13 protein-coding genes are annotated in these 11,370 nt (G+C 43.1%); 7 read left to right on the top strand and 6 right to left on the bottom strand.

Annotation, left to right across the window (positions count from 1 at the left end; all coding sequences use genetic code 11):
• Positions 1 to 38: 38 nt before the first annotated feature.
• Positions 39 to 644: an FMN-dependent NADH-azoreductase gene (locus tag GVN16_RS14010; protein ID WP_166564529.1), complete on the bottom strand. Its 606-nt coding sequence runs from the start codon at positions 642 to 644 to the stop codon at positions 39 to 41.
• Positions 645 to 668: 24 nt separating this feature from the next.
• On the bottom strand, positions 669 to 1,028 hold the full coding sequence (locus tag GVN16_RS14005; RefSeq protein ID WP_166564528.1) for a DoxX family protein: 360 nt from the start codon (positions 1,026 to 1,028) through the stop codon (positions 669 to 671).
• A 103-nt stretch (positions 1,029 to 1,131) separates the two neighbouring features.
• Between GVN16_RS14005 and GVN16_RS14000 the strand changes: the two genes are divergently transcribed.
• Positions 1,132 to 1,503 (top strand): helix-turn-helix domain-containing protein, encoded by a 372-nt coding sequence (locus GVN16_RS14000; RefSeq protein ID WP_166564527.1) that lies wholly within the window; start codon positions 1,132 to 1,134, stop codon positions 1,501 to 1,503.
• Positions 1,504 to 1,619: 116 nt separating this feature from the next.
• Here the strand turns inward: GVN16_RS14000 and GVN16_RS13995 are convergent, their stop codons facing one another.
• The gene (locus GVN16_RS13995; protein WP_166564526.1) at positions 1,620 to 2,039 is read right to left on the bottom strand and encodes a response regulator; all 420 of its coding nucleotides are present in this window, start codon (positions 2,037 to 2,039) and stop codon (positions 1,620 to 1,622) included.
• A gap of 353 nt (positions 2,040 to 2,392) precedes the next feature.
• Between GVN16_RS13995 and GVN16_RS13990 the strand changes: the two genes are divergently transcribed.
• Positions 2,393 to 3,928: a glycoside hydrolase gene (locus GVN16_RS13990; protein ID WP_166564525.1), complete on the top strand. Its 1,536-nt coding sequence runs from the start codon at positions 2,393 to 2,395 to the stop codon at positions 3,926 to 3,928.
• Between the two features lie 73 nt (positions 3,929 to 4,001).
• Here GVN16_RS13990 and GVN16_RS13985 read toward each other — a convergent pair whose 3' ends face one another.
• A complete protein-coding gene (locus tag GVN16_RS13985; protein ID WP_166564524.1) occupies positions 4,002 to 4,367 on the bottom strand; it encodes a hypothetical protein in 366 nt (121 codons plus the stop codon).
• A 19-nt stretch (positions 4,368 to 4,386) separates the two neighbouring features.
• Positions 4,387 to 5,250, bottom strand: a complete 864-nt coding sequence (locus GVN16_RS13980; RefSeq protein ID WP_166564523.1) for a ThuA domain-containing protein — start codon at positions 5,248 to 5,250, stop codon at positions 4,387 to 4,389.
• 167 nt (positions 5,251 to 5,417) lie between these two features.
• Between GVN16_RS13980 and GVN16_RS13975 the strand changes: the two genes are divergently transcribed.
• The 5 genes from GVN16_RS13975 (at position 5,418) to GVN16_RS13955 (ending at position 9,817) form a co-directional block, all read left to right on the top strand.
• Positions 5,418 to 6,143 carry an NrtR DNA-binding winged helix domain-containing protein gene (locus GVN16_RS13975; RefSeq protein ID WP_166564522.1) on the top strand — a complete coding sequence of 242 codons (726 nt, stop codon included), beginning with the start codon at positions 5,418 to 5,420 and terminating at the stop codon, positions 6,141 to 6,143.
• A 58-nt stretch (positions 6,144 to 6,201) separates the two neighbouring features.
• Entirely contained in the window at positions 6,202 to 6,618 is a 417-nt protein-coding gene (locus GVN16_RS13970) for a hypothetical protein (protein ID WP_166564521.1), read from the top strand.
• Positions 6,602 to 6,817 carry a helix-turn-helix transcriptional regulator gene (locus GVN16_RS13965; protein ID WP_166564520.1) on the top strand — a complete coding sequence of 72 codons (216 nt, stop codon included), beginning with the start codon at positions 6,602 to 6,604 and terminating at the stop codon, positions 6,815 to 6,817. Before GVN16_RS13970 ends, GVN16_RS13965 begins: the two co-directional genes overlap by 17 nt.
• Before the next feature lie 234 nt (positions 6,818 to 7,051).
• Positions 7,052 to 7,585, top strand: a complete 534-nt coding sequence (locus GVN16_RS13960) for a ferritin-like domain-containing protein (protein ID WP_166564519.1) — start codon at positions 7,052 to 7,054, stop codon at positions 7,583 to 7,585.
• A 273-nt stretch (positions 7,586 to 7,858) separates the two neighbouring features.
• The gene (locus GVN16_RS13955) at positions 7,859 to 9,817 is read left to right on the top strand and encodes a tetratricopeptide repeat-containing sensor histidine kinase (RefSeq protein WP_166564518.1); all 1,959 of its coding nucleotides are present in this window, start codon (positions 7,859 to 7,861) and stop codon (positions 9,815 to 9,817) included.
• Between the two features lie 52 nt (positions 9,818 to 9,869).
• Here GVN16_RS13955 and GVN16_RS13950 read toward each other — a convergent pair whose 3' ends face one another.
• The gene (locus GVN16_RS13950) at positions 9,870 to 11,330 is read right to left on the bottom strand and encodes a hypothetical protein (RefSeq protein ID WP_166564517.1); all 1,461 of its coding nucleotides are present in this window, start codon (positions 11,328 to 11,330) and stop codon (positions 9,870 to 9,872) included.
• Between the last annotated feature and the right edge of the window lie 40 nt (positions 11,331 to 11,370).

Genomic DNA, 11,370 nt, shown 5'->3' with positions numbered 1-11,370 from the left:
GAGTTACAAGAGCTTGTAACTCCCTTTTTTGTTCACTATTAATCAATCACAATACTTTGAACCCCTTTTTCAAAAGCGGTTTCTTTGATGCCTTCGATCCTTAAGCCTTCGGCCCGCACAATACTGACATCTGTAATGCCGAGAAGCCCCAGCAGGAATTTTAAATAAGGACTGACAAAATCAAACGACTGGAACTCACCTTCCGAATAAACCCCGCTTGATGCAATGGCAAGGTAGGCTTTTTTGTTTTTCAGAAAGCCCTCCGGTCGACCGTTTTCGTTGTACCGGAAAGTGATTCCGGGTCTGACAATATGGTCGAGGTAGGCTTTCAGGGTAGAAGGGATGGCGAAATTGTAGAAGGGTGCACCGATCACATAAATGTCTGCTTCCTGCATTTCAGCAATGGCTTCTTCTGAAATTTTAACGGCTTCTGCCTGTTCGGGTGAGTGGTTTTGAGCGGGTGTAAACCAGGAACCGATCTGCATTTGGTCCAGGTGCGGAAAAACGTCTGAGGTCAGGTCACGTTCATTTACGGTGCTGCCGGGATATTTTGCCTGGATTTTTTCAATGATGGTGTTTCCGAGTTTTTTGCTGACGGAACCCTCGCCTTGCGGGCTTGAGATGATATGCAGTACTTTTTTCATGATGATTGAAGTTTGATGATAATGTTAATTATTGGCTGTTTTGGTGTAAGTCACGTAAGACACGATCAGTATCGCCAGGACAAACACCGGGTAGAGGGTATGGCCGATGGAATCCTGCATGTTGAGGTGTGCGATAAACCCGGAAATAAAGCTGATGGCCAACCCGATATACGCGGTTTCTTTGATGAGGCGGACAGGGACCCAGAGAGCAATGGCAGCCAGGAGTTTAGCGATCGCCAGCTCTATCCTGAAGTAATCCGGAAAACCTAAGTGCTGGAAGGCCTGCTTTAGCTCGGGCTTTGTCAGATAAGCATAAGTGGAGAACAACATGGCAAAAGATATCAGTGCGGTGGTAGCGTAATACGTAATTTTTATTGCTTTCATTTTTTATTTTTTTTGATGCTGCAAACTTATGTATATTTGCTAATAAAAAGTTAGTAGTAAACTAAAGGTTAGTAGTAATATTTGGGTTAGTGCCTCGTAAAAAATGGAAGAAATACTGGATAAAAAAGTGGCCTTTACTGAGTTACAATGCAGTAAAAATTTGTCGGCAACAGAAGATGCCTTGTATGTATTGGGCGGGAAATGGACGCTGCGGGTAATGATTGCCCTGCTGAGCGGACACACGCGTTTTAACGACTTGCAGCGTACCCTGAAAGGCATTTCGGCAAGGGTACTTTCCGGCGAATTGAAAGACCTGGAGATCAATGGCCTGGTCAAAAGAAATGTGGACGCCGACCAGAAACCCGTAGTAGTGGAATACATCCCGACAGAATACAGCAAGACACTGAAAGATATCATTTCGACCCTGGCCGATTGGGGCATGAAACACAAAAAGAAAATCACAGATCAGGAATGATCCCGGCTGTTCAGGGCGAAAACTGATTTTCGGCTAACAATACTTGAAAGAAAGAAGGTATGGAAGAAGCAGGAGAAAGGCTTAAATGATATGAATGGCATGTGAACCCGCTTTTGTCACTGATTTTTGTTTAACAAAAAAGGTAAATCCTTGTTTTGAAGTAAAAAGGATAAATTAACGACGAGTTCTTCTAATCCGCCAGGTTTTTTCATGTAGTGAGTGGCCCCAAGCGACTGCATTTCCCGGATGTTTGTTTCATCTGTCGAGTTCGAATAAATAATAACTTTAGACGTCAGAAGAGACTCAATCCTTTTGATTTTTTCAAGACATTCCCTCCCGTTGACAATTGGGATATTCAAATCAAGAAAAATAAAGTCAGGAACATATTTGTTGTCAGATTTTAATGAATTGAGAGCCTCCAGGCCATTAAAGCTACTGGTATGCTGAAAAGGCTCACCTATGTAGACCAGGGCCATCTGGAAAATTTCATGTTCATCCAGGTCGTCATCTATCATTAAGTATTTTAATGTTTTCATTTCCGCTTTTATATAAGAATTTCTATTGTGTTTTTTTGGGTTCAACAGGTATGGATTCCCGGTGTTTTCTGAAAGTATGTTTTTTCTTGTGCTGCCTGTTTTAAATAATTGAATATCAAATTGTTGAAGCAAAGATAGAAGGAAAGAAAGGCAGATAAATAATTTATTTTTAAATGTGAAAATGACATTTCAGGGGATTTAATTTTATGCAATCGCTTGAATATTTCAAAATAGGTCCCGGAACTCAAATTGCAATCATTTGCACAAATTCCTGGCTAATGAAGTTGCCATACTTCTTATCCCTTCAACTGAAATCCTTATCTTTAAGCTTTCATTTACCTGTTGATATAACTATGCCAAATCTTTCTTTAAAAGCCTTAAGTGCGTCTCTGGGTCTCACACTGCTTTCTTTGCCTGTTCTCAGTCAGACTCTTCACCTTGATCCTGATAAAAAATACCAGGTTATGCACAGTTTCGGAGCGTCCGATTGCTGGTCGATGCAGATGGTGGGTAAATATTACCCAGAAAATAAGCGGGAGAAGATCGCCGAATGGTTGTTCAGTAAAGCAACCGACGCTGAGGGGAATCCCAAAGGTATCGGCTTGTCGATGTGGAGGTTTAATATCGGTGCAGGGAGTACCGAGCAGGGGAAAGAGAGCAAGATCACCAATGAATGGAGAAGGGCGGAAAGCTTTATCACCAAAGACGGCTACGACTGGAATAAGCAACAGGGTCAGCGGTGGTTTCTGGACGCTGCAAAAAGATACGGGGTAAATTACACCCTCGGTTTTCTGAATTCTGCCCCGGTGAGCATGACCAAAAACGGCCTGGCCATTGCGAGCGGGAAGCTGGGTGACTGGAATTTTGATAAGACAAAAATTGATGATTTTAGCCGCTTCCTGGCAGATGTGTCGGAGAAATTACGCTTTGATTACATCAGCCCGTTTAATGAACCTCAGTGGGACTGGGGCCCGAAATCATCCTCCGGATTCGGCTCGCAGGAAGGTACACCCATTCAGAATGCAGATCTGGCCTGGGCGGTGCGGAAACTGGATGGTGAGCTGAAAAAGAGAAACATAAAAACAAAGATATCGGTAGCCGAAACGGCCCAGATCGATTATTTATATGGTGATAAAACCAATAGGAGTGAACAGGGACAAGACCGGCAGATCGAAGCGTTTTTTGATACCAAAAGCCCGGATTACCTCGGAAACCTGAGTACACTGGAACCGGCCATCAGCGGGCATTCTTACTTTACGACCTCTCCTGTATCGCAACTGAACGGGAAAAGGGAACAGCTGGCTCAAAAGCTCAAAACTCACCAGGTGAGCTACTGGCAATCTGAATACTGTATTCTGGGTGATAATGCCGGTGAAATCAACGGTGGTAAAATGGACCTTGGCATGAAAACGGCCCTTTATGTAGCTAAGGTGATCCACGCAGACCTGACGGTGGCTAATGCTTCCGCATGGCACTGGTGGCTGTCGGTAAGTGCCAATGACTATAAAGATGGACTGATCTATGTGGCGAAAGACGGGAAACTGGGGGAGAATGAAGCCAATAAATTCGATGGGGAAGTGATGGACTCGAAACTGATGTGGGCACTGGGCAATTATTCGAGGTTTATCAGCCCTGGGATGGAGAGGATAGAAGCAAAATCTGAAGATAATGAGGTGTTGGTTTCAGCGTTCAGGAGCAAAACTGAAGTGGTAACGGTGGTGATCAATCCCTCAGATAAAGAAAAGAAAATGACGATACCTCAGGTATTTAAAAGACAAAAAGCAGCTGTTTATGTAACTTCAGCGTCAGCAAGCCTGAAGAAAGGGGTGATCAAAGGGAAGAGTTTTGTGATCCCACCTGCCTCAGTTCTGACTCTGGTACTGAATTAAGACAAGTGAGGCCTTAAAAACAAAAACGGCAGGCTGAGAAATCAGCCTGCCGTTTTTGTGGTATGCGTCATGCTTATTTTACCCTGGTGGCCTGTACTTCAAACATGTCCATCAGTTTGCCTGCTGCTTTGTCGTCATCTTTTTTAGTGATCACGAGGGTCACGTCATAGCTGGCGATGTTAAAAGCGGCTGTCAGCTGGTCACCACTGATTTCCACTGATGCCATTTCTGTTTCGTCTTTTGAATCCGGGCCTATGAAATACCCTTTTACTTTTCCGTCTTTTGTTTCAAACCTCATTGGGACAGTAGCATCTCCGTTAGGGGTTTCTTTGATCAATACACTCCATTTTCCTTCGAAATAACCGGGAGTTGCCTGTGAGAAGCCATTGAAAGCGATTCCACACAATAATACGAACAGAATAAGGCTTACTTTTTTCATTTTGCTTTGATTGTTTAAATTATATTTTTATTTGAGTCCATTTAATGGCATTTTCAATGAGTTTTACAAAGTTTTCATCTTTCCAGGTGGTTTCATCGTGTCCCATCGAGGTATAGAAAGTTTTTCCTTTACCTGTGGTTTTGTACCAGGCCACCGGGTGGTCTTTTCCCATGCCGAAATCTTTGTCTGAAGCTAAGATAGGAATATTTCCGCTTGAATTGATGGTCTCACCGCTGATCGTCAGGACGATATTGAATCCTTTTTTTCTCGGGTTTTCAAAAAACACGTACCATTCATCGGCATGACTCCATTTTTGGGGAATCCGGGATGCGATCAGGCTGTCTGTTTTACTTTCCAGCTGAACATCGGTTTTTTGTAAATCCTTGGTGATGGCGTGATGAGAAAATTCGGCTCCGAGCAGGTTCTTAACATACCAGTCCCAATGGTGTGAGTTGTCGCCTGAGCCGTGAATGCCCACCAGGCTGCCGCCGTTTTCCACATACTTTTCGAGGGCTCTTTTTTGTTCTTCGTTGATGACCTCGCCCGTAGAATTATCGAAAATAACAGTACTGAATTTAGACAGCTGGTCAGGATTAAATACCCCGCCTTCTTCTGTTTCGTAAACAAACCAATTGTTCTTTTTCGCGAGTCCGGCAATGACCTGTTTTGAAGCGTCGATGGAACCGCTGTGCCTGAAGCCCGTTGTTTTGGAGAATAATAAGACGGCGGGTTGATTTGCCGGGAAGTTGATGGCCGGAACTTCTGTTTCGTAAGAAACCGGGAAGCCGTTTTTAACTTTATACATGAAAACGGCCATTAAGCCGGCTAATACAATCACTATTCCCAGTATTGACCACAAAACAATCCGTACTACTTTCTTCATTTTGTAATATCTTGTTGGTTTAAAGTACCATTTCTCTAACAAATGTAGAAAATAGATTTTATTATTATCTAAAAAAAAGATAATAATTTTTATATTTGATTATTAATCGATTATGAACGGTAATTTTAAAGATATCAACGGAATTACGGTTGAATCTGATGGAAAGGATGAAGATATTTGATAAAAATAATTTTATACAACAACTCTCGGTTGACTGCGTCATATTCGGGTATGCCAACGGCGAGCTTAAAGTGCTGGTCCCTAAGCTGAGCCTGAAGCAAGCCCATTGGTGCTTACCCGGGGGATTTATCATGCACGAGGAAAGCATTGATCATGCTGCCCGGAGAATTTTAGAAGAAAGAACTGGCCTGAAGGATATTTTTTTACAGCAATTCAGGGTTTTCGGAGGCCTTGAACGATCAAATCACCTGATGCTGGAAAGCCTGAAAATGATAGAAGGAGAGCTCAGGGATAAAGGTATCCTGGAGACGCTGGATCTGGACTGGCTTTATAAAAGATTTGTTTCGATCGGATACTATGCACTGGTTGATATCAATAAAGTAGTGCCTCAGAAAACCGACTTTCATGAATCCATTGCCTGGTATAATATCAAAGAGCTTCCACAACTGATCATAGACCATAATGAAATGGTGGATTATGCTTTGGCAGCACTTCGCCAGAACCTGGACGAGAAACTGATCGGATTTAATCTCCTGCCCGACACTTTTACGATGCGGGATGTGCTGGAGTTGTACGAAGCAGTATATGACAAGCGTTTTGCTCCCAACAATTTCCAGAAAAAGATACTGGACCTGAATGTACTGGAACGCCTGGAGAAAAAATTTACCGGGGCAGCCAACAAAGCCCCTTACTTGTACAGGTTTAAAAAGTAAAGTTTACTTGTATTTATGTAAAGTTTAGCGTACATTTAATACATTAAAACTTACATTTATGAAAGAACAACGGACTTTCTGGTATTCTTCCAGGTTTAAAATCATAGGTATATTGTTCATTTTATGGGGCATATATTCTTTCTTTGTCAAGTACAGGGAGCATCATTTGTGGGACATTAACCTGGTTTCCGGGCTGCTGTGCTGGGGCTTGTCTTTCATCCTTTTTTCCAGTGAAAAAACAGATGACGAACGCACCCATCATCATAAATTCAAAGCCCTGACCTGGGCTGTGCCCGCGGGTCTGATCATTACGCACCTTATTAATTATTTCTTTTTGAGTCCTGCAGAGCCTGACTCAGGGAAGTACACTCCGTCTGTTTCAGCTTATGTGGCTTTATCCATTGTGTTAACCATAGCCTTAGGGCTGTTTTATTATCTTCAATACCAGGACAGAATTGATGAAAAATCTGCTTAAACTTGAACGTGCGAGGAACAACATGACGCAGGCAGAACTGGCTACCAAGGTGAATGTGTCCAGGCAAACCATCAACTCGATTGAGATAGGCAGGTATGTGCCGTCCACAATGCTGGCTTTTAAGATAGCCTTTGTGCTGGATACAAAAGTAGATGCACTCTTCAGCCTGGAAGAAGGAGACTGGGATTCGGCGAATTAATCTTGCCCGGAAGCCCGTACATTTTTGCTACATCCGACTTGTCAGCCGTTTTCAGTACCCTTACCTCTTCTTTATCCTGCAGTAGTATCAGGACACGCTGTTTAATTCCCAATCTTCCCCAAATTTTCTGATTATTAGTTATTTATGAGAGCTTCAGGTGCTTTGCAGGCAGGTGAGTTACCGGAATGATGTTTTTAGGTCAGTAAGTATAATTCACCATTAAATCATTCATCCATGAAAACCAACCAACCGGTTACACCAGTTAACGAAAACAGTGCCCTTCAAACTTTATTTTACGAACAGTTGCAGGATATTTACTGGGCAGAGAAAGACCTTGTGAAAAACCTGAAGAAACTGGCTGGTGCCGCTACATCGGAAGAATTAAAGACGGCCTTTGAAAGCCACCGGACAGAAACCGAAGGCCAGGTTAAGAGGCTCGAGGAAGTTTTTGTGGCTGTCGGAGAGAAAGCAAAAGCAAAGAAATGTGTGGCGATGGCTGGTCTTGCTGAAGAGGCCGATGAGCTTATCAAAGACACCGAAAAAGGAAGCATGGTAAGAGATGTGGCCCTTATCGCCGGAGCACAAAAAGTAGAACATTACGAAATTGCTTCCTATGGGACACTGGCGGCATTGGCGGGTATTCTTGGGCATAAAGAAGCTCAGAAGCTGCTTGACCAGACATTGGAAGAAGAGAAAAAAGCTGATACAGTACTTTCAGGCATTGCGGAGGGATTTGTGAATGCGTCTGCACTGCAGGAAGAAAAATAGATTATTTTAGTTAAAAGTAAGTAATCGAATCGAGTCCATACAATTTCTAATTGAAGGCAACCCCTGGAAAATCAGTAACCTAAACTACTTTTCCTTGTGGTTGTCTTCAATTTTACACTATAATAGGTGCCTCAGGGACAGCCAGGAGCAGATTATGCCCGGTTCTTTATCTAACAAAATTCATTTTCTACTTAAATACAACATAAAAACTTGTATATTTCAGACTCAGACTTTGAGTGAAGTCAGAGCCCTTATCCCGATTAATTTAAGTATATGTTCAGGAAGCTATTCTGTAGTGCATTATTGTGCATTTTAGCTACTTTTTCCGTTTTTTCGCAACAACAAAAACTTTCAGATCTGCTTCAGAAATGGCACCGGTGGGAGAAATCCGGGTCTGCCGAACCCGACACGGCCAGGGTCAGCCTGCTGAACGGTATCGCCAATATCTACATTCAGAATGCTTCCGACAGTGCCTTGTTTTTTTCAGGCGAAGCTTTGAAAATGGCGGAACTCCTGCAGTTTGAGCAGGGGAAAGCAATGGCTTTCTCTAATTTTGCCAAGATACATTATATCAAAGGGAATTACGATTTGTCCCTGAATAACAGCCTGAACGCCCTGCGGATCAGTAACCGGATCAACTACGACCTGGGGAAGGCCAATGCCTACAACATTATAGGGCTTATTTACCTGGCACAAAAGAAACTGAATCCTGCCCTGAAAGAATTTAAAAAAGCAGCTCAGCTGAATCAGCAACTCAAAAATAGAAACCGCCTCTCGGCCAATTATTTTAACATCGGGCTGGCTTATTTTGAAAATAACCAGCTGGATAGTGCCATTCACTACCTGACATTCTCCAAAGACCTGAGTCTTAAAATCAATGACCAGAATATGCTGGCCATGGCCAATAACCGACTCGGGGATTATTACCTGAAACTGGGACAGGCCTCAAAAGCCATCGCGATGTATTTTTCTGTGATCAACAACGCCACCTATCAGAGCGACTGGGAAAATACCTTTGCCTACGCAGGGCTGGCTGAGTGTTTTAATAAGAGGGGAGAGTATCAGAAGGCGGTAGAATACGGACTGAAAGCCCACAGCCTGGCTAAGAAGACGAATACCAAATGGGATTTTCAGCGGTCAGCCAAGGTGCTGCATGAGACTTACCTGGCCCTGGGTGATTACAAACAGGCTTACGATTATCTTTTAATAGACAAAGCCTATAGCGACAGTCTTTTTAATGAAAAGAAAGAAAAAGAGATCAACGCCCTGTCCCTGGTTCAGAAACAAGCCGAAAATGAGGTGTTGGTCAAAAAAAATCAGCTGGAACATCAGAAGAACAGGGTCATCCGGATCGTGATTTTTGTGGTGATGCTTATTGCCATTTTCCTGGTGGTGCTCGTGGTGATTATCTATAAAAATGCGAGAAAAAAGAACAGCCTGAACCAGATGCTGCAGAAAAAGTCGGACGACATTGCGGTGCAGAAGCAGCTGATTGAAGAACAGAACACGAAGCTTTTTCATCTGAATAAAACAAAGGACCAGCTCTTTTCGATCATCGGTCACGATTTAAGAAGTCCTATGGCCGCTATCCTGGGGTCTCTGCAGTTGCTCAAAGACGAAAATCTGAAGCCGGAAGAGGTTCAGCCGTTTTTCCGGAGATTTTTTGATCAGGTCACCTCCACGAACCTCATGCTGGAAAACCTGCTGCTGTGGGCTAACAGCCAGCGGTCGGGCATCTCGGTAAAGCCGGATCAGATTTATTTATATCCGGTGTTTAAAGAGGTGCTGGGGGTATTCGACAACATCATAGAAGAGAAGAAAATCAAAGTGGAACACGTGCCGTTTGAGCATGAAGCGGTCATGGCAGACCCTAATCATGTCAGAATCATATTCCAGAACATCCTCGTGAATGCCATCAAGTTTACGAGGAGAAACGGATCTATTGTCATTACTTATCATGAAACAGATTTAAAAGTCAGGGTGTCGGTAAAGGATAACGGCATCGGGATGTCTGCGGAAAAAGTGGCCGGGATCTTTAAAAAGGAAGGAAAGGAGATCTCAAGTTATGGCACCATGAACGAAAAAGGGATAGGGATTGGCCTGGTGCTGGTCAAGAACTTTGTGGATCAGAATAACGCCGACATCAGTATTTTCAGCGAAGAAAATAAGGGGACAGAGGTGGTGATTGAATTTTTGAAGTATAAAGAAGCCGGGGAAAATAAAGCAGTTTAGTTCTGAAAAGACTCACCCGAAACCACCTGTGCGGATGATTCCGGGAGAACGATCAGGATTTTCCGGCAGAGTCCCTCATGAGCATGCTCTCAAAATATTGTCTGAAACGCCCGTGCTGCATGTAATTATTGATGACAGAAAATAAAAGCAACTTGAATAAAATGGCTGAAAAGAGGATGACCTTTCCCCGGATGTCGTACATGTCCAGCAGGAATGAATATCCTGCCTGAAGAGCCGCATAAGAATAAAATACAGGGATAAATGAACTCCCTTCATCCAGGAAATGGGAGTTCAGGCGGCTGAAAAACATCAGCATAGCCACCACCGTGAAGATGGAATAGACCATGACGAACATTTTCCAATCGTACATCCTGTCTAAAACCGTGAAAGTAAATATAGCCACACAGGTCACGAATGCAAAGCCCATCCTTTTTGAAAAATCCCTGTTTCTTCCCGTGTTTTCCGTAGTGGCAACAGCCCTGGCATCCAGGATATAATACAGATACAGGTACATGAAAGCCGTAAAGAGATTGAAGAAATCGCTGAATGTATTGGTGATGAAGTTGAATTTCTGTGTGATCTGCTGATTGACGGGATCCGCCAGGTTAAAGATGTCGTAGCATACGTATTTGGTCGTCAGCCAGGCATAGAACACAAACAAACTGATCAGGATACCCAGCCAGCCACCCTGGAACTGTTTCAGAGATGCGTCTACTATGGTTTTGCCTTCCAGTTTATTGACGATCTTTTTGAATCCGAAATAATTGGTTTCGTGTAAAAAGATAAAAAGGAGTACGGTAGCTAAGTTAACAAATGAGGCTTCCGTTTGGAACGAAAAGGAATTGTTGGTGAAAACAGGCAAAGCTTTCAGCAGATTGTAGACTAAAAACAATCCTGTAAACAAACCGGCCCCTAAAAGCAGGGAGATGCCGGTGTTGGTGGCCCCCAGCTGAAGAAGGTTAAGTCCTAACAACCTCGGAGGGATAACCTCACCTTCCCTGCTGTTGATCTCTTCCATGTTTTTATTGATTTCCCTGGCTGCGACAGGCACAGAATTCTTCCGTGGAGCTACCGTGAATACGCTTTCTTCCTGAACAGGCTCTCCTTCATTTTCGAGGACATGTTCTTCCTTAAATCTTTTCCAGTTGACCAGCAGTTTATAGGTGATGTCATTCCATTCATAAACGTCCCCGGGAAACTCTTCATAATAAAAAGAGGACAACGCTTCCAGGGTCCGTACGGATGGATAGCGGGGCACCTTGTTTTCAATCCCGTAATGCGAGTTGAAAATCGTCTTGATGTTATCCAACAGGTTTTTCGGGTCTTTGGGGTTAGACAAAGCCCTGAATTTATTGTTGAGGATGATGGCCATCTGATCGATTTCATTTTTTTCAGGAAGATTTTCGAGGCCATGGGTAACCCTCAGGTTCTTTTTTCTTATCTTTTGAATAAGATGAAAAAGTATTTCTATCTCATCCGTTGAGAATCCGGACTCTTTTTTTACTACTGACATTTTATTGGCCTATTGTTGATTTGATTATCTATAAGTCTGA

Origin of the sequence: Emticicia sp. CRIBPO (assembly GCF_009905725.1) — a bacterium.
Classification (GTDB): domain Bacteria; phylum Bacteroidota; class Bacteroidia; order Cytophagales; family Spirosomataceae; genus Leadbetterella.
Note: the sequence above shows the minus strand (reverse complement) of the source record. Positions and strands in the feature narration are given on the sequence as shown.

Excerpts from the sequence above, each read along its gene's own strand:
- GVN16_RS14010 (WP_166564529.1), bottom strand. The coding sequence starts at position 644 with ATGAAAAAAGTACTGCATATCATCTCAAGCCCGCAAGGCGAGGGTTCC.
- GVN16_RS14005 (WP_166564528.1), bottom strand. The coding sequence starts at position 1,028 with ATGAAAGCAATAAAAATTACGTATTACGCTACCACCGCACTGATATCT.
- GVN16_RS14000 (WP_166564527.1), top strand. The coding sequence starts at position 1,132 with ATGGAAGAAATACTGGATAAAAAAGTGGCCTTTACTGAGTTACAATGC.
- GVN16_RS13995 (WP_166564526.1), bottom strand. The coding sequence starts at position 2,039 with ATGAAAACATTAAAATACTTAATGATAGATGACGACCTGGATGAACAT.
- GVN16_RS13990 (WP_166564525.1), top strand. The coding sequence starts at position 2,393 with ATGCCAAATCTTTCTTTAAAAGCCTTAAGTGCGTCTCTGGGTCTCACA.
- GVN16_RS13985 (WP_166564524.1), bottom strand. The coding sequence starts at position 4,367 with ATGAAAAAAGTAAGCCTTATTCTGTTCGTATTATTGTGTGGAATCGCT.
- GVN16_RS13980 (WP_166564523.1), bottom strand. The coding sequence starts at position 5,250 with ATGAAGAAAGTAGTACGGATTGTTTTGTGGTCAATACTGGGAATAGTG.
- GVN16_RS13975 (WP_166564522.1), top strand. The coding sequence starts at position 5,418 with ATGAAGATATTTGATAAAAATAATTTTATACAACAACTCTCGGTTGAC.
- GVN16_RS13970 (WP_166564521.1), top strand. The coding sequence starts at position 6,202 with ATGAAAGAACAACGGACTTTCTGGTATTCTTCCAGGTTTAAAATCATA.
- GVN16_RS13965 (WP_166564520.1), top strand. The coding sequence starts at position 6,602 with ATGAAAAATCTGCTTAAACTTGAACGTGCGAGGAACAACATGACGCAG.
- GVN16_RS13960 (WP_166564519.1), top strand. The coding sequence starts at position 7,052 with ATGAAAACCAACCAACCGGTTACACCAGTTAACGAAAACAGTGCCCTT.
- GVN16_RS13955 (WP_166564518.1), top strand. The coding sequence starts at position 7,859 with ATGTTCAGGAAGCTATTCTGTAGTGCATTATTGTGCATTTTAGCTACT.
- GVN16_RS13950 (WP_166564517.1), bottom strand. The coding sequence starts at position 11,330 with ATGTCAGTAGTAAAAAAAGAGTCCGGATTCTCAACGGATGAGATAGAA.